The sequence below is a fragment of the Priestia sp. GS2 genome (genome assembly GCF_036409025.1).
In the GTDB taxonomy this organism is placed as follows: Bacteria; Bacillota; Bacilli; order Bacillales; family Bacillaceae_H; genus Priestia; species Priestia aryabhattai_A.
In genome coordinates, this window is record NZ_JAZGJX010000001.1 from 1683024 (window position 1) to 1701180 (window position 18157).

17 protein-coding genes and 1 riboswitch are annotated in these 18157 nt (G+C 34.6%); of the genes, 14 read left to right on the plus strand and 3 right to left on the minus strand.

All coding sequences use genetic code 11. The features are described from left to right. Positions 1-15 precede the first annotated feature (15 nt). Positions 16-489 (plus strand): hypothetical protein, encoded by a 474-nt coding sequence (locus V2145_RS08845; protein ID WP_094912960.1) that lies wholly within the window; start codon positions 16-18, stop codon positions 487-489. A 110-nt stretch (positions 490-599) separates the two neighbouring features. Here the strand turns inward: V2145_RS08845 and V2145_RS08850 are convergent, their stop codons facing one another. Beyond that, a complete protein-coding gene (locus tag V2145_RS08850; protein WP_330987577.1) occupies positions 600-1235 on the minus strand; it encodes a hypothetical protein in 636 nt (211 codons plus the stop codon). A 275-nt stretch (positions 1236-1510) separates the two neighbouring features. Between V2145_RS08850 and V2145_RS08855 the strand changes: the two genes are divergently transcribed. Then, positions 1511-1816 (plus strand): hypothetical protein, encoded by a 306-nt coding sequence (locus tag V2145_RS08855; protein ID WP_330987578.1) that lies wholly within the window; start codon positions 1511-1513, stop codon positions 1814-1816. A gap of 356 nt (positions 1817-2172) precedes the next feature. Continuing rightward, positions 2173-2281, plus strand: a riboswitch (SAM riboswitch). A gap of 124 nt (positions 2282-2405) precedes the next feature. Beyond that, positions 2406-4760 carry a M14 family zinc carboxypeptidase gene (locus V2145_RS08860; RefSeq protein WP_330987579.1) on the plus strand — a complete coding sequence of 785 codons (2355 nt, stop codon included), beginning with the start codon at positions 2406-2408 and terminating at the stop codon, positions 4758-4760. A 224-nt stretch (positions 4761-4984) separates the two neighbouring features. Here the strand turns inward: V2145_RS08860 and V2145_RS08865 are convergent, their stop codons facing one another. After that, positions 4985-5911 carry a DMT family transporter gene (locus V2145_RS08865; protein ID WP_330987580.1) on the minus strand — a complete coding sequence of 309 codons (927 nt, stop codon included), beginning with the start codon at positions 5909-5911 and terminating at the stop codon, positions 4985-4987. A gap of 192 nt (positions 5912-6103) precedes the next feature. Here V2145_RS08865 and V2145_RS08870 point away from each other — a divergent pair, with 192 nt between their 5' ends. Beyond that, positions 6104-6562, plus strand: coding sequence for an Lrp/AsnC family transcriptional regulator (locus tag V2145_RS08870; RefSeq protein ID WP_330987581.1), 459 nt, complete (start codon positions 6104-6106; stop codon positions 6560-6562). Between the two features lie 504 nt (positions 6563-7066). On the opposite strand, the gene V2145_RS08875 is transcribed toward V2145_RS08870, so the two are convergent. Next, positions 7067-7525 carry an NUDIX hydrolase gene (locus V2145_RS08875; RefSeq protein WP_330987582.1) on the minus strand — a complete coding sequence of 153 codons (459 nt, stop codon included), beginning with the start codon at positions 7523-7525 and terminating at the stop codon, positions 7067-7069. A 241-nt stretch (positions 7526-7766) separates the two neighbouring features. On the opposite strand from V2145_RS08875, the gene V2145_RS08880 reads away from it, so the two are divergent. From V2145_RS08880 to V2145_RS08925, 10 genes are all read left to right on the plus strand, one after another. Beyond that, complete coding sequence (locus V2145_RS08880; protein WP_253347273.1) at positions 7767-8765, plus strand: DUF3231 family protein; 999 nt, start codon at positions 7767-7769, stop codon at positions 8763-8765. Positions 8766-9375: 610 nt separating this feature from the next. Next, a complete protein-coding gene (locus V2145_RS08885; RefSeq protein ID WP_094910141.1) occupies positions 9376-9732 on the plus strand; it encodes a DoxX family protein in 357 nt (118 codons plus the stop codon). 343 nt (positions 9733-10075) lie between these two features. Next, a complete protein-coding gene (locus tag V2145_RS08890) occupies positions 10076-10561 on the plus strand; it encodes a DinB family protein (RefSeq protein WP_330987583.1) in 486 nt (161 codons plus the stop codon). A gap of 216 nt (positions 10562-10777) precedes the next feature. Continuing rightward, the gene (locus tag V2145_RS08895) at positions 10778-11893 is read left to right on the plus strand and encodes an MBL fold metallo-hydrolase (protein ID WP_330988132.1); all 1116 of its coding nucleotides are present in this window, start codon (positions 10778-10780) and stop codon (positions 11891-11893) included. Between the two features lie 29 nt (positions 11894-11922). Then, positions 11923-12354 carry a hypothetical protein gene (locus V2145_RS08900; RefSeq protein ID WP_094910138.1) on the plus strand — a complete coding sequence of 144 codons (432 nt, stop codon included), beginning with the start codon at positions 11923-11925 and terminating at the stop codon, positions 12352-12354. 14 nt (positions 12355-12368) lie between these two features. Beyond that, positions 12369-12842, plus strand: a complete 474-nt coding sequence (locus tag V2145_RS08905) for a hypothetical protein (protein WP_094910137.1) — start codon at positions 12369-12371, stop codon at positions 12840-12842. A 194-nt stretch (positions 12843-13036) separates the two neighbouring features. Beyond that, a complete protein-coding gene (locus V2145_RS08910) occupies positions 13037-14053 on the plus strand; it encodes a nuclear transport factor 2 family protein (RefSeq protein WP_094910136.1) in 1017 nt (338 codons plus the stop codon). 100 nt (positions 14054-14153) lie between these two features. Then, positions 14154-15746, plus strand: coding sequence for a sodium:solute symporter family transporter (locus V2145_RS08915; protein WP_311858093.1), 1593 nt, complete (start codon positions 14154-14156; stop codon positions 15744-15746). A gap of 46 nt (positions 15747-15792) precedes the next feature. Further along, a complete protein-coding gene (locus V2145_RS08920; protein ID WP_311858095.1) occupies positions 15793-16992 on the plus strand; it encodes an MFS transporter in 1200 nt (399 codons plus the stop codon). A 136-nt stretch (positions 16993-17128) separates the two neighbouring features. Beyond that, the gene (locus tag V2145_RS08925; RefSeq protein ID WP_311858097.1) at positions 17129-18142 is read left to right on the plus strand and encodes a LacI family DNA-binding transcriptional regulator; all 1014 of its coding nucleotides are present in this window, start codon (positions 17129-17131) and stop codon (positions 18140-18142) included. The last annotated feature ends 15 nt before the right edge of the window (positions 18143-18157 follow it).

Here is an 18157-nt window from a genome sequence, read left to right on the forward strand (position 1 = left end):
GGAGTTATTCACTTAATGAATCTTCCTAATGGAGTAACGGGTTTTTATAGTTCAATAGATAATAAACCGAATGACATAGATGAGAACCATTTTAAAAATATATGCTTCAATTTGGTTAGAAAAAATCATGGAAAAATATTAAAGACTGATGAAGCAAATTTAGCAACTAATTTTTTAAAGTTAAAAGTAGATATTTTTAACCGAGAGATCTATGTGTTACTCAATGCACATTATCCTTTTTTAGCTTTTGCTTCTACTTTTGAATTTCAACATATTAATTTTATTGATGATCTTGTCTTATCAAAGGATTTTATGCCATTCTATAAAGTTTTAAGTAAAGAAGAACTTAATGAACCTTTAGATATAAGAAAAAGCAAAGGAGAAGTAAGCCTAGAAAATAAAAATAAGTTGAACAGCAGTGAGTTAGAGCAAATCTTTTATTGGAAACCAAAAACGGTTGGGGAAGTTATGTTCAACTTTTGGGATTGACCTTATGAAATAAGCTTCTCTTACTACAAGATTATTTCCGATAACACGTTTTATGGTAATTAAATAGTTGTCAAAAATAAACTGAATCTTAATTCTGTCTAATTAACAACTTATTTTTTAGATATATCATCATATATTTCTAAAATAGTTTCGTAAGAGCTATCTTCTTTAAAAAGTTCATTACTTTGTAAAAATATAAAAACATTCTCTAATTCTTCTTTAATTGCATTAAGAAATACTTCTTTAGGAATCAATGGTGATTCAAAAATTGTATTTTCTATTGTATTAATATCAATCGTTGTATCTTCAATTTCAGGCATTAAAAATCTAGCTATTTTTAATTGAATATCCTTACCTAAGTTAGTAATCATGCATTCTGTTTGATTATCAAGTAATGTAATATTTATCTCATCTTTTTTGCTAAAACTATCAAAATATTCACGATCTAAAAGTAAAGAGAGACCTTTCCAAGTCATAAGTATATCAGTGGTCCAATCATCTTCAGTAAAAATTTCATTATTATCGATAGTTAGTTGTACATACCCCGGAATATATAAAGCAGGACCTTCTTGTTCCTCAGCTGTTTTAACAGCTGCTTTAATAGCCTCTGAATCAGTAATTGGTATATATCGCATTTTCTCTGAAGTTACAAAAATAGAATCTAATTCATTAATAGAATCGTTTGTTAATAAATGAAAAGAACCATGCTTTATATTTGAGATATAAATAGTGAATTTAATATTCATATTATTCCGCCTTTCTACTTAACCGGATATAAGCTTGCAATATAATCCTTTTTGATTATAAGTTTATAGTTTACACCATTTACTTTATAAATTACTATTGCTTCTTGAACTTTTGATTTAAGGTCTGTTTCCATAGCTCGAGATTTTTTACTAACAATCGTATCAACTAATTTTTTTATATCATTATTAAAATTAAATTTAATTAGAGGATACTTATCTATAAAGGGATATAATTACTTTAGTTAGATAAATTAATTAGAGAGCGAGGGAAGCATATGGGACTTGATATGGAGATGTACGGTAAAGAAGATCGGTATCTTGATTTTAAAGAGATTGAAGAGTCATTACATGGTGCTCTATTTCACACAAATAATAACTGGGGAAGTTATTTGTATTTGAGAAAAATTAGAGATTACTATTTGACTAATGTAGAATTTAATCGAGGCGAAATTGATAAATTTATAAAGGATTTAGAGAACATAAAAATATTTATCCCTGGAGATTATCATCCAGCATTGAGCAAATTAATAAGGGTATTGAGCAATCATGAAATTCAGAAAATATCTATAGTAGGAGACTAGTGGATAAATCAACGATGTATAGAAAGATGTATAAACAATAAATTTAACACTTAAACAATCCCTTCTATTTCAAAGGCTTGTCTAAGTGCTTGGTTCCTATAGGAGACCTTATATAAATTAAATAACTTTATTTATCTATAAATGTTATTATCTAGATTATGAATATAAATACAAGCTGGAATGTTTATGAAAAATAGGTCAGTTGTAGCTTACGCTTTAATCTTCTACCATTGTGATTTCCACGAAATAAGAACTACTGTATTTAGTACATATAATCAAAAAGTATCATTTTCCTTTTTGTGTATTGACTCTAAGTGTGATTAGGATATAATTTACATTAATTTCATAGATTTACTTCTTTATCAAGAGCAGGTGGAGGGACAAGCCCGATGAAACCCGGCAACCGGTCGACATTGATTCGACACGGTGCTAATTCTTGCAGCTTTTAGAGCTGGGAGATAAGGAAGAGGAATATTGTCTTTATGATACAAAGCCTCTTTCTTAGGAAAGGGGCTTTTTTGTATGGAGAAAGGAGGATTTCTAAAGACAAAGCCATTGTATAAAAACAAAATACTGAAGGAGAATGAAAATGAAACGACCGATTATATCAACATTACTAAGCCTCTCTTTATTTACTGGAGCACTTCCAGCGGCTGATGTACTTGCAGAAAGTAATAAGTCAGGCGAAAGAAAACATAGCCTGTTCAACACAGAAAAATACGACTACATAACGTATGACGCACTTAAACAAAAACTGACTAACTATGCAAAGACAAGCAGCAGAGTTAATTTAAGTATTACAGGTAAGTCATCTACTGGCAAAGACTTATATACCGTTACGATAGAAGATTCAGAGTCTAAGAGTTCCGCTGAGAAATATAAAACGCTCCGTAAACTAATGACTGATAACCCTGTAAAAGCTCAGCAATATTTGAAAGATAATCCTGATGTAAAAGCACCCATATTAATTCATGCATCTATACACGGTACAGAGTTCGTAGGCACGGATGCGGTTATCGATCTGATTGAACGTTTTGGTTATGAAAACGACAAGGAAACGAAGGAGATTTTAAAAAATTTTACGTTAATTATAAATGTCAATGCTAATCCAGATGGAAGAATAGATGCAACAAGGTTTAACGCTGAGGGAGTTGATTTAAATCGAGATTTTGTAACACAATCGCAGCTAGAGACAAAAGCGGTGGTTAAACAAATTGTAGATTATAACCCGTTACTTCTCTTAGATCTTCATGGATACGTGAAACAGAGGGGAGCTGCTAAACATCCTGGCCTCATTCTTCCAGGAACACCTCCTCATAACCCGAATTATGAATATGATCTGTTATATAAATGGATGAACAAACAAGCGGAAGCGATGGAATCAGAACTAGTAAGTGAAAGAGAAAACTACGAATCTGAACTCTATCAAACGATGGAGGGGACGCATATTCCATTAAGAGATTCAGCCTCCGGATGGGACGTGTATCCGCCGATTTACACACCCGCTTATGCAATGCTGCATGGGGGCTATGGATATACACTTGAAGCGCCAACAAACGATTGGGATGGTGTGAAGTGGCAAGTCGATGCTGTTTCAGGCGCATTGAAGTTTGCTCTTCAAAATAAACAGGGCATGCTTAGTGACCAGATTGAAGTTTTTGTTCGGGGGGCCAAAGGGGAACATCCAAATAATGAAGAACATTTCTATCCTGAAGCTTATGTGATACCAGAAAACAAAGAAGATAATTCAGTAGTGTTAAAGGCTGTTCAGCATTTAGTAGACAATGATGTGAAGGTGGAAAAAAGTAATCAGTCCTTTACCTTGGATGGAAACCGCTATGAAAAGGGAACGTATATAGTAGATATGGACCAAGCGAAAGCTGGTTTAGCAAACGTTTTTCTGTGGGATGGTGAAGATATCACGAATGATATTGATGCTATGTATGACATTTCTGCCTGGAATCTTCCTGAGTTATGGGGTTTCGACGCAATCGAATCACATGAAGAGCTTAAAGTGAAGTCAACACAAGTGAAAAAGGTAGTTCATGCGGGAAAAGTAACCGGATCTGGTCCATACGTTATCCCAAATACTTCTGTCGAAGCGGTTTCTCTTGTTAATTCACTTTTAAAACAAGGAGTTTCCATTAAGAAAGATGCGAAAGGGAATTTCTATGCCAATGCAAATAGAGAGCAAATTCAAAGAGAGGTTCAGAAAACTGGATTATCTGTACAGTCTGGAAAGATACCAAATGAAGCTGTTGCTCTTAAAAAGAAAAAGGTTGCGATTCTAAAAGATGGTGGATTAGGGAAAGTTCAATCTCATGCTGGAACAAAGCTAGCGTTAGAGCGTTTAGGGTTTGATGTGACTGAAGTACATCCAAGAGAAGTAGCAAATCAAGGGCTAGATGCTTACGATGCTTTTGTTTATAGTGGTTCAGCAAGCCTCGTGTCTTATAAACAAAGCGAAGCTAACAAGGAGTTTGCTCTAACAAGTGAAGAGGAAGTAAAGGCGTTTTATGAAAAGTTGAATCAATTTGTGCAAGGAAAAGGTAAGTTCATTGCAGTAGGAGCTGGAGGATCTCAAATTGCGAAAGCAGCTGGACTTACAGATGTTGAAGTGAACAGAGGCTTTTCAAGCAGCAATGGAATTGTAAATGTTGAATATAAGGATTCACCGTTAACATCAGGCTATAAACAAGAGGATATCGGTTTCGTCTACAGTCCTGTCTGGTACACGAACACAGACAATGTGAACGTAGCTGCAACTTTTGCTAACAGCGACGACTTCTTTGTAGCAGGACATTGGAAGGATAGAAACAATGCAAAAGGACAGGCGGTAATTATACATGAGAAAGAAAAACCTGTGACGCTGATTGGTATTGAGGCAGGGTTTAGAAATCATACGGATCATTTGTTCAGATTGTTGTCTAACAGCATTCACTAAACCCGGTATTTTGTTAGTTATACGTTCATAGGAATCAAAAAAATTTAAAAATTTCTAGAAATAAATAAAGGCGCCAGATTCTACTTTCAAGCAGGAATTGGTGCCTTTATTCATTTTAGGAAAGGATAAGCATGATCAGTTACTTTGTTAAAACGATTGTATACGTAACTGTTGGATCAAAACAAAAGTGTCTATATGGAAAAGCGATTTTACCAAGTCCAACTCTATAATTTTTCACGAAAAGCTTTATTTTTTAAACTATTAGGTATTCTTATTTTATCGAACCCGTACTCGGTTATATATAAGCCCATTAGGATTAAAACTCCTCCGAGGAGTGAAAAGTGACTTAGTTTTTCATTTAATATGATTCTAGCTATAACTATTGTAATAAATGGTACTAAATAAATATAAGTACTTGCCTTTACTACACCAAGGCGATTAATTGCTATGTTCCACATAATAAAACCAAGTAAAGAAGCTCCTAAGCTTAGGTATAAAATGTTTGGTAGTACACTATAACTCAGTAACTTTTCAATTTTAAACTCTATCCCATATATATATAGAATAGGTAAAAGAGTTACTAATCCATAGAAAAAGGTTTTTCTCGTAACATATAAATAGTTATGTGTTTTACCGATCTTTCTTAAGATAATTGAATAACAAGCCCAAACAATAGCAGCTAGTAGGGCTAATACATCGCCAAAAATATTCAATTGAAGGTTAAATTCTCCATTAAATATTACTAAAAATACTCCTACTATGGCGAGGATGGATCCTAGTAAAAACTTTTTGCTTAATTTTTCTACTCCTATAAAATAATAAGCCATAAGGGCTGTCAATATAGGTGATATAGATACTAATAATCCTACATTTGCAGCTGTTGTATATTTTAAAGCAATGTTTTCTATAAGAAAAAACAACATTCCACCAGTAAAGCCAGCACCCAGAAACAGAAATTCTTCCCTTATGTTCGTTAATGTTTTAAACTTTGGATAAATTAACAATAAAACTAAATAGGCTAGTAAAAATCGATAAAATAGAATTTCTATAGGGCTAAGATAGACTAGCAAAAGTTTAGTTGAAACATATGTTGCTCCCCAAATAATTATGGTTATAACTGCTACTAAATGACCTAATACTTCTTCTTTCAAGCTAAACATCCTTTCTATATCCACTAGTATCTTGTATAAAACAATATATAATTTCTTTCTCATCTCCCATTGATTAATTTTTGGAGTCCGTTATTATTTTAATGTAAAAATTAAAAATTTTGCTTTATATATGTTATAGAATATAAGAATATATTTTAAATTTAGAAAGAAAAAGGCAGGATGATATTTAATATGAAAATAGATCATGTAGATATAAAAATAATTGATGAACTTAGCAAAGATGCACGGTTATCTATGCGTGAACTATCTAAGCGTGTTAATTTATCTTCACCTTCTGTAACAGAAAGAGTAAGACGTCTAGAAAACGAAGGAATTATAGAAGGATACACTTTAAAAGTTAACCGAGAGAAAATGGGATTAACTATACAATGCTTAATTGAAATTACTTTAAAACACGCTGAATATGATCGCTTTAAATCTGCTATACAGAATTGTGCGAACGCTGTTTTTTGTTACCGTATTGCAGGAAAAGCGTGCTATATTATTAAATTAACTGCTTTATCTATGAAAGAAATAGAAGAATTTATTGATTCAATTTCCGCTTTTACTCATACAGTTACTTATTTTATTTTTTCCGAAATTCAAATTGACGAGAATTTTTCCGAAGCATTAAATAAGAATTTATCATAACAGATAAACCGAGTGATTTTTCATTCTGTTATTCACCTTTTAATATCAATGAGCCCTTTCATTAAGAAAGGAAAAATTCAAAAGAATTTGTAGATTAACGTTTCAATTTTAAAACATGTGGTACATATATAATATGACACCAATATTATTACTATTGGATGTTATGAAAAGGTAAATACTTAATTAAGAAGGGACTGATTCGTTTTGAAAGAAATAACAGCGACTTCAACAAACGTATTACCTCAAATTAAAAGTAGATATTCGTATTTTGCACAAGGCACTTTGGTTATGAATCGATATACGTAACGAAAGAGGCTCACAAGGGCCAATAAATTCCTAAACAGTACGCGAAAAAGCCTGTATCTTTTTAGATACAGGCTTTTTCTTTTTGAGTTGGCATAGATTTAATTGTTTTTCCAATGGTTACTGTAGGAAAAGGAAATGGAATTATTAGATTAAAGTGCTACCTAGAACCCACATTACGTCAACTGGTTTCTATAGTAGTTATAATTTTTGATGGACCATTTTATTTTGACTGTATGTAAATAAATGATTTCCTTTATGAGCTAGTAATGTTGGTAAGTAGTGTGGGATTTTTTCTGGTATGCCAAGATTATTAGGGTTTAAAATCCAATCAATATCTTTCCAATCTAAAATGCCTTCTCGAGTTTTTATTGGTGTATCATATGTAAAAAGGGTGTCTAATTCTCCAAGAAAAACGTGTATTCCATCTACTTTACCTTCAGGAGTTAACCACGTTACAACTCCTTGAGATATAAAACCACTCAATTGAATAGTTGTTTCTTCCCAAACTTCACGGAGCGCAGATTGTTCAGGAGATTCATTTTTCTCTATTTTACCTCCAACTCCATTCCATACCCCCATAATAGGTTCTTTTTCTCGATTTAACATAAGGATTTTATTGTCTCGTTTAATAAAACAAACTGTATATTTAAAGTTCATTGTTTACCATCCTTTTCTCATTCTCTTAAGATTATCATATAAGGACAATCAAACATCAAATAAAGATTCTGTAAAAGTATACTTTTACAGATGATAAATTCAAATCTATTACAAGACTTTAAAACTCCAGTTAGATGCCAAATTAACAATGTTGGCCTTTGTTATGAATATAAAAATCATGTTAAATGTAAGGATTTGGGGCACAATACTATAAGTTTATATAGTATGGGAGGTAACAGGTTTGGATAATAAAATGAGATTAACGTCCTCAGAAATTACAAGTTTATGGACACAATATATTCAAGATACAATGGCTGTTTGTATTAGCAAATACGTGTTGGCAACGGTTAAGGACCCTGAAATTTATTCTCTATACGAATTTACCCTAGATATATCCGAAAAGCATTTAAAAGTGCTTAGAAATATTTTTAAATCTGAAAAGCTGGAGCCACCGAAAGGATTTACTGAAAAAGATGTAAATGCAGATGCACCTCCTCTGTTTACAGATGTTTTTTGGTTAGGCTACATGCATGAGATGACAATGCACGGGTTAGCTGGATATAGTATATCTTTTAGTGTGTCGGCCAGAAAAGATATACGAGATCACTATTTCCAATGCAACATTGATGCTATGGAGATTTATAATAAGTCGATCGAAATCCTTTTATCCAAAGGTATTTATCAACGATCTCCCTATTTTTCTACATCTCAAAGGAGTCAATCAGTTACAGAGATAGGATATGTTATGGATTTATTCGGAGATAAACGACCTTTAAATTCAATGGAAGCAGGAAATATTTTTTTTAATCTAAAAAAGAGCATTGCAGCTAAGGCTCTCGTCATTGGATTTAAACAAGTAATTAAAGATAAAGACATTCATAAATTTATGGATAATTGTTTACATACAGTTAATAAAAATATAAATATTTTCTCTTCTATCCTTCAGGATGAAAATCTTAAACCTCCCCAATTATTAGACAATGAAATTACAAATTCTGATGTAGCTCCTTTTTCAGATAAATTAATGGTGTTTCATACTGGATTTTTATTTAATTTAGCCGCCACGTATTATGCTGCAGCTATGGTAACAAGTATGAGGATAGATGTAGCTGGACATTGTGACGCCTCTATTTTTCGGGATTTGAAAACGATCTCATCTTTTGGGAGAATTATGATTAAAAAAGGGTGGATAGAAAAACTACCAGAGGCGGATGATCGTAAAGAGTTACCTGATAATTAATGAAAGTTTTTACTCTTTTATAAATGTTTAAGATGGGGTAGCGTCAGAAAAGTGCGGATTTACAACGTTAAGGAAATCTAAATATAAGAAAGCCTACTTGGTATTGTAAGCGAGATAGTAGGCTTTAGTTACCTCAAAAATTAGCAAAGCTTAACTATAAAAGTAGAACGAAAAACACAGAACTTTTAACCGATGAAATAATCCAAAAATATGAATGGTTTTTAGAAAGAGTTAACTCTCAACCTGAACATACGCCAATGACAGTAAGTTTGTTAGAAAAATATTCCCTAAGAAAAAGAAAAAGGTATAAAGTATTATTGTTTCAGCTGTTAACTGTGTGTTTTTTTTACAAACTTGATTATAGTCACTAAAATATAAAGTAAAATTTATCTAGTTGTCAGCTTATATAGCAGAAAATCTATTTAAAAAGACCAAGCCCTCATACACATTGTTCTAACAATTTAGTCATATAATGCAACTAAGAAGATTTACTTTTACAAGTAGCTTCTGTCTTTATTCTTACTTTATAGGATCTGATGCTTACTACGCTGAAAAGCTCTTTTCAAAAAGTTTTAGGCTTTGACTTAAAATGGAGAAGGAGTGAGTGGTTATGCTATCAACGGTACTGCAGTTTATTTTGGGAGTTGGCTTTTTATTTTTTGGTTTCATGAAGTTTTATTCTCAGGACATGGTTAGTGAGTTTGAGCGGTATGGCTTTTCGAGTGGGTTCCGAAAATTCACAGGATTTGTAGAAGTAGTTGGAGCTATTGTTATCGTGTGGGGAGTTTGGTATGAAAGTCTTTCCGCAATCGGTGCGTTTGTATTGGGCGTAACGATGCTGGGTGCAATCTATACGCATTTAATTCGTGCAAAAGATTCGTTTTCAAAAGTGGTTGTTCCTATTATTCTCTTAGCACTAGCGGTAGTAGTATTTGTACTGAATTTTGATTCCATACCGTTTTTATAAACATTAATATGCAATGTTAGCCGCGAGTTTCGACTAGCGGCTTTTTTCATTCTCTATTCTGCTTTTCAAGCAATTCAATCATCCTATCATTTTGTTTTACTGTTTTTCGCAGGTTTGATTCTATTGAAAATAAAGTGACCATAATTGCGAGAAACCCAAATATTAAAAAAATCATAGTGCTTTACAACTCCTACACAACATGTTATTTAAGAAAATAATAACTATATAATAACATATTTTCTATATTTTACATATAATTAGTGCTAACTTAATAGACCTTTTAATTATTTCAAATTAGTGTATAGTAAGGATAAATTATACAATTTACTAAAGAGGTGAGGTTTTGTCGGAAATAGAATACGAGTGGGTAAAGAAAACGCGGCAGATTTTACTGGATCAATGTAAAGAACTAAACGAAGCTGAATTTAGGAAAGAGTTTGAATTTGGATTTCAAAGCATCAGAGACTCTTTAGTTCATGTAGCTGGGTGCTACCATGCATGGTTGGGTTCTTTTGTGCTTTTAAAAACATCCTCACCGCTACTAACGAAAGAAGCTATTCACACTATGCGAGTAGAGGATATTGAACGTTATTTTCAAGAGGCTGATAGATATGTAGAAGAAGTAATCAGAAATGCCACAGATACATTTGATGAGCTTATCGAAAGAGAGCCTTCTTGGAAAACTACTAGTGAAGTGGTAAGAAAGACACCTCGCCAACTACTAATTCATTCCATCACTCATGAATTTCATCATAAAGGACAAATTGTGATTATGCTACGGCTGCTGGGTTACACCCCTGAAAATACGGATATTTTGGTGTTAGAGTGAAATGCGGTAGTTGCTTGTTATTCCGCTCGCTTTATTCGGTTGGCTCCTCACTGGTTTAACTGTAAACTCATTTGGAAATATAGGGAATATATTGCTAAAAAACAAAGCCATATGTAAATTTCTTCTTGCTACAAGGAAGATAAATTGCTTCTTCATTAATATTCCATCTATAATAGGTTCACAACCTATTTGGCTTACTAATGGAGGCAGACAATGATGTCATACGTATTATTATTTCTAATTTTATTAACCTTTGGTGTTGTGCTGTTTATTAATGTTCATCCAACGTTCGGGGCAAACCCAACCAAATTACAAAAAGAAGCCTATGAACGGTTTCCTCATTATGAAAATGGCAAGTTTAAAAACATGGTGCCTACTAACATGAAAATGAGCGCAGCTGACATTCTGTCTTTTATCAAAGATTCTATGAACAAAAAGCAGGAGCGAAGTCCAAGAAACCAGCTTTCTATGAAAAAGATTGACTGGGAAAAGGTGAAAAGTAAGGAAGATAGTCTTACTTGGTTTGGTCATTCAGCTTTTTTACTAAGCATTGACAATAAAAAACTTCTTATTGACCCCATGCTTGGTTCTACAGCTTCGCCTGTATCCTTCATTGGAAGCAAGCGCTATAGCCAAGATATTTTACATATCATTGATGAAATGCCACCGATTGATGCAGTTTTATTAACGCATGATCATTATGACCACCTTGATTATTCGTCGATTAAAAAGCTTAAGCACAAAGTAAAGCACTTTTTTGTGCCGCTTGGTGTAGGCGCTCACTTAATGAAATGGGGCTTTTCTTCACACAGCATTACTGAGCTGAACTGGTGGGACGAGGTAGAATCAGGAGGTATAACACTAGCTTTTACTCCTTCTAAGCATTTCTCTGGAAGAGGCGTATTGAACCGTGATTCCACACTTTGGGGTGGCTGGGTTATCCTTGGTAAAAACACGCGCTTTTATACAAGCGGGGACGGTGGATACGACGCCCACTTTAAAAAAGTAGGAGAAAAATACGGTCCGTTTACCTTAACGCTGATGGAAGGCGGACAGTACGATCCGCGCTGGTCGTGGGTTCACATGAAACCAGAAGAGTCGGTTCAAGCACACCTTGATGTAAAAGGGAAAACGATGATGCTCATTCACTGGGGAGCATTTACCCTCGCCTATCACAGCTGGACAGATCCAATAGAACGAGCCATTCAAACAGCAAAAGAAAAAGACGTGAACTTGCTTGTTCCAGAGCTTGGAGAGACGGTTTTGCTTCGTGGTGAAAAAGCAAGCAGCGTGAACGAGTGGTGGACAAATGACAAAAAGAAGCATAAATGAAATGCCCCTAACAAAAGGGGCATTTTCTAATGGAGGAGACAATGAAGCCAAACTATAAAGAGTTAGGACATGCGGATATTTTAGGACCAAAGTTAAAGGATTTAGTGGAGAAGCAGCTCCTTGAAGATTTAAAGTTTTATGGTATTGATGGGGGGGAATTTAAGTTTGACTGGTCTGAAAGTTGTATTGAAGGTCATGACGAAGAGTACTTAGACGGAATAGTTGAAAACTTTTCAGGTGTGAACTTATTTAATAAGCAAGATGAGCATCAAATAGAAGGATGGATGGAATTTATTTATGAACCGGAACATCACTTTTTTATCGTATACTGGGAATTCTTACACGAAGTATCTGCCGCTAAACGATATCTCAAAGATATGCCTGGAATTCCTGAACACGTGTTTATTAGAATTCCAGAAGCGGTGCGCCCTAGTTATAAAAACGAACGACTCAATCAATAAAAGGAGAATGACATATGATAAGAGAAGACCGGCTTTTAGCAGAAAAAGTACTAAAGCACCTGTTGATTGGTAGCCAGGTAGATGGTATAAAGTTTGGGCCTCACAGTGGAACAACGATTCTAAACTTTAGCAACTACAGGAGAAAAGAAGACAGTGACTTTGTTTTATCAATTGAAACTACCTGGAATTTATACCCCAAACCAACTGATTATCCATCGTGCGAGGAGGAAGTGCCTAACTTAACAGAGAAAGAACAGTTTCAGCATATTTGGAGCATGCGTAGGGAAAAGGTAGTGAAAGTTGAATTAGGGAATCAATCGCCACATCTTATTATTCACTTAGAGTCTAACAAAGTACTGTTTGTGAACGGACACGACCCTAATTATGAATGCTGGCAGCTGGGAGAAGAATGGATGAGCGGCGACTGGCTTGTGGTAGCTGCACCTGGTGATGAAGTTGCTGTTTGGTGTCCAGATGATTTTAAATAAGCTACTATTAACTAATAGTAGCTTATTTAAATAAAAACCGTTAGAAATTCTTAAACGAATCTCCATTCTGATTTAAATATTATAAATATTCTAAATTTACTATTTACTTTTCGTTTGAAGTTCGATATTATTCAATATAAATAAGGGTTTGTTACTTTATATAATTTTGAATGCGCATTCAAAAGGAGGTTGCAATGAATAATTACCAAGATGAGAAAAAGATTGTAATGAATTACTTTGAGGCTCTTGAAAAAGCTTCACTTAAGGATGTAGAGGGCGTACTAAAAGAGTACACAAGTGAAAATTACCTTTGGAGAGGCGTATATCCTTTTCGAGAACAGCAAGGAAGTCATGCAGTAGTCACATCGTTTTGGAGACCACTACTAAAATCAATAAAAAAACTTCAGCGTCGCCAAGATATATTTATAGCAGGAACAAATGAAATTGGTGGAGAGAAATGGGTAATGAGTATGGGGCACTTTATGGGGCTCTTTGATGAGGATTGGCTTGGTATTCCAAGAACAGGAAAAATGATTAATTTAAGATACGCAGAATTTAATTGTGTGGAAGACGGAAAAATTACTCAAACCGGCCTATTTGTAGACATCATTGGCTTTATGCTTCAAGCTGGTATTAATCCTTTACCACCATCGACAGGTACATATTATGTATATCCGGGTCCAAAAAATCACGATGGTCTTTTATTTGAAGATGCTAATCCGGAAGAAGGAATTAAAACGTTAAACCTTGTTAATCAAATGGTAAATGATTTATCTGAGCTAAATAAAAATGAAGAAGCCGGGTGCCCTCCCCACGTACTGGAGCGGAGCTGGTCAGAGGACATGATTTGGTACGGTCCCGGAGGAATAGGTGCCAGTTATACGATACCAAGGTATCAGAAACAACATCAACTTCCTTTTCGAAATAACCTTAAAGATAAAGAATTTAATGGACATGTCTGTCGCTTTGCCGAAGGTTCTTTTGCCTGTTTTTTTGGATGGCCCAACCTTTCAAATACACCGGCCGGAGGTTTTCTAGGTTTGCCAGGAGGTAATATTCGCGCAGATATGCAGGTAGTAGACGTATATTATCGAGATGGAGAAAAGCTTTTAGAGAACTGGGTATTTATTGATATTCCGTATTGGCTAAAACAACAAGGTGTCGACATTATTCAACGGACGCAAGAAATTATGAACCCTAAATTAGTTTAATGCATTAATTCTGTAGAAATGATTTATCAACATTATAGAGAATAGATTGGTTTTGACAATATTTGAATCCGCATTCAAAAAGAGGGGGTTTTATAAACATATGAGTTCAATAGATATAATTGTTGTCGCCGTGTATATGCTGGCTTTGGTTACTATGGGTTACAAGTTGGGAAAGGACAATGACAATCAAGATGATTATTTTGTAGGTGGAAGATCCGTTGCAACTTTTCCTATTGCCTTATCGATAGCAGCTACTACTGTAAGTGCAAATGGCTTTATCGGTGGACCAGGCTGGGCTTATGAATCTGGTTTAGTCGCATTCATGTTGAATTTCAGTATACCTCTTGTATTAGTACTAACCTTATCAATCTTCTTGCCTTTTTTCTATAATTTACGAGTAACTTCAATTTATGAATACATCGAAATGAGGTTAGGTGGGAAAAGTAGACTTCTAGTCGTGTTAGGTTTCATTGTTTCAAACGTCATTCAAGTTGGGTCGTTTTTATTTATCCCTTCTCTAGTTATTCAAACATTTACAGGCTGGCCACTAACCGTAGTAGTTCCCCTTGTTGTTGCTGTTTCTATTTTTTACACGTTACTAGGGGGAATAAAAGCTGTAATTTGGACGGATGCCGTTCAAATGTGTGTTCTCTGGGGAGGAGTTATTGCCACCATTGTTATTATCTTAATGAATATGGACATAGGGTTCTTTGATGCTATGAAAGTAGTAAAAGAAGAAGGGAAGCTCGATGCACTAAACTTCTCTTTTGATGCCAAGTTAGAAAATGGTGTATGGGTAGCTCTAATCGGTGGACTATTTATGTGGCTTAAATATTATGCGACCGATCAAACGCAAACTCAACGAATGTTCGCTGCCAAGTCAATAAATGAAGTGAAGCGCTCCATTTGTATTAGTGGCTTCGTGATGAATATTTTGTATTTTGTATTTATGATTATTGGCTTACTGCTTTTTGTATACTTCGATGGTGAAAAGTTTGATAACTCTAACAGCGTGATGATTACATTCATTGCTGATGCTATTCCTGTAGGGATATTAGGATTAATCATGGCAGGCGTATTCGCTGCTGCGATGTCAAGTATTGATTCAGTATTAAACTCTGTAACTACTGTGTTTATTAAAGATATTTATGAAAAGTTTGTTAGTAATGGGAAACAAGCTTCAGTAAAGGTCTCAATGACTTTTACATTAGTATTTGGGGTATTACTCATAGCATTTACTTTATTAGCATTCAGCGGAACTACCGCATCGATCTTAAAAGTGGTGGGAAGCTACCTATCTTACTTTTCAGGAGCTATATTAGCCATGTTTTTACTGGCTATGTTTACAAAGAAAGCAAACGATGCTGGCGTAGCTATAGGGTTTGTCTCTGGGATTCTTCTTACAATTTATATTGGAAATTTAGGCGTCGTAAACTGGCTCTGGAACTATCCAATTGGTTGCATCATTACATTTACTATCGGTTATCTTGCTAGCCATCTTTTAAAAAGCAGCAGGAAAATTGAGCTTGAAGAGTTCACGTTTAATGGTCAAAGAGCAAAACTTATAGAAGAAGGTAATACGACAGATGAATACGGGCACTCAATTATTCCAGGGGGAATAGATAAGTATTCCTATGCTTTAATAGGACTATTTATTGCACAAGTTTTGATTTTTCTATTCATTCAGCTATAGAATGGAAGCGAAAAAGTGAGAGATGGAACGTAATAGGAGTGATAAGGTGAAAAAGAATGTACGTCTTGATATGATACTTTTTTTCATCATGAGCCTGCTGTTTTTTATGAGCATTTCAGCATTTGATCCGTTCATTTCAACATTTGCAACTGAAATTGGAATTACCCCATCGGTTGTTGGTGGGATTGTAGGAGTAGCTGGCTTAGCATCCTTATTTACTAGGCTACCTGTAGGTGTCCTGTCAGATATGCTTTTAAAAAGAAAGCTATTTATTCAGGTAGGACTTTGCATTACAATCATTTGCTGGTCGATTGCTTTTTTGTTTCCAAGTGCTGCTACTCTATATTTAGGGAAGATATCAGATGGTATTACAGGCTCTACATGGGTTATTTACAATGTTATGTTTGCTTCATTTTTCGGTGTGAAAGAAGCGGCAAAAGCTGTTGCTATTCTAGGGATAGCATCACCAGCAGGCTCTTTAATAGGTTCTACCATTGGTGGAATCGTCGCAAATCAGTACGGATATGAGTATAGTTTTATCGTAGCTGTTATAGCTGCATTTATTGCATTGCTTTTATCATTTTTTGTGAATGAAAAGCAAAATGAAGAATGTAAAGTTCAATATGATTTAAAGATTTTAGGTGAACAACTTAGTGATAAAGCCATCTGGCTTATAGGTCTGCTGGCAACTGTCTCTATAATGGTACCTTTTGGTACGAGAGATACTTTCACGCCGCTAGTTGCAGTCAAGCTAGGTGCAAATCCATACATGATAAGCTGGCTATCCAATACCCATCTAATCTTATATGGGATTGCCACTGCTTTATGTGCTCCGTTTTTTTACAAAAAGCTAGGAATTGTTAAGACAGGTATTATAGGTGCTTTATTGCAAGGTATTACAGTCATGTTTATTCCTTATGCGCCTAATTTAATAACGTTGTTCATTTTACAGGCAGCTGCAGGTATAGCGTTTGGCATGAATTTCACGGTGTTAACATCTTTAAGTATCTATGAAATTCCGTATCGGAAACAGTCGACTCGAATGGGAATCTTTCAAAGCGTATATGCTGGAGGAATGTTTGCAGGTCCAGTAATTATGGGAGTGTTATCCGAATTTTCTTCACTGCATGTCAGCTTCTTTGCAATAGGAATAACGTCCATTCTTTGTGCTTTGTTTATGAAAATAACCCTCAAAAAAGAATTTACAGTGAATATAAGGAATGAAAAGGCTGTTCAGCAAAAATGATAAATTTATTGAAATTATCAGAATTATCAATTATAATTTAGTTTGAATCCGGATTCAAGATGATTGTTACTCTATTTTAAAATGCTTCATCTTCTTTCCAGCTTCAAAAACAAGTAGGTTGAAAGGGTTTTGGTTAATGAAGGGCAGAATTAGTGCGTATGATGTAGCGGAAAAAGCAAAAGTTTCTCAATCAACAGTATCGAGAGTGTTGAACAACTATCCGCATATCAAAGAAACTACAAGAAAGAAAGTACTCAAAGCAATTGAAGAGTTAGGCTTTACAAGAGATGAAATTGCCAGAAGCCTAGCAAGTAACAAAACGAGAACTATTGGATTAATTGTTGGAGATATTACAAACCCCTTTTTCGCTGAATCCGCAAAGGTCATTACAGGTAAAGCACAGGAGATGCAGTATGATGTGATTCTTTGTAACACAAACCATAGCGAAGAAAATTTAAACAAGTATATCCAGACGCTCAAAGGGAAACGTGTTGATGGAATCATTATTGCAGCGGCAAACAAAGATAACGAGCAAATAAAAGAGTTATATGATCAAGGGTTTCCCGTTGTGTTATTTAACAGTATCTTAGAGCATCAAAAAGCCAACTATATTGCTGTGGATAATTATAAAGGAGCCAAGCTAGCAGTTAAGCACCTTTACAATTTAAATCATCGCCAAATAGCCTATATTGCTGGGCCATCTACTTATGTCACTACACACCTGAGAAACTTAGGTTATCAGGATGCCTTAAAAGAGTTAGGTATTGCTATAAATACAGACTATATTTATAGCCAAAATTTCTCATACAATGAGGTTTATCAATTTACGAAAAAGCTATTAAAGTCTCCTAATCGTCCTACTGGCTTTTTTGCTGCATCCGATCAAATGGCACTAGCAGTGTTAGATGCTGCTGCCAGTGAAAATATTAAAGTCCCACAGGAATTATCAGTTGTAGGGTTTGATGATATTGATTTAGCTAAAAATCAGTATATTGGTTTGACTACCATAACCCAGCCTAAAGAAAAAATGGCAACTCTTGTGTTGGAAAAACTATTATTGCTCATTGAGCGTACAGAAAATCAAGAAGAAGGGTTTCGAATCATATTGGAACCGGATTTAGTTCAAAGGAAAACGACGGCATCTATTTAGTGCTGTTTCATCCCA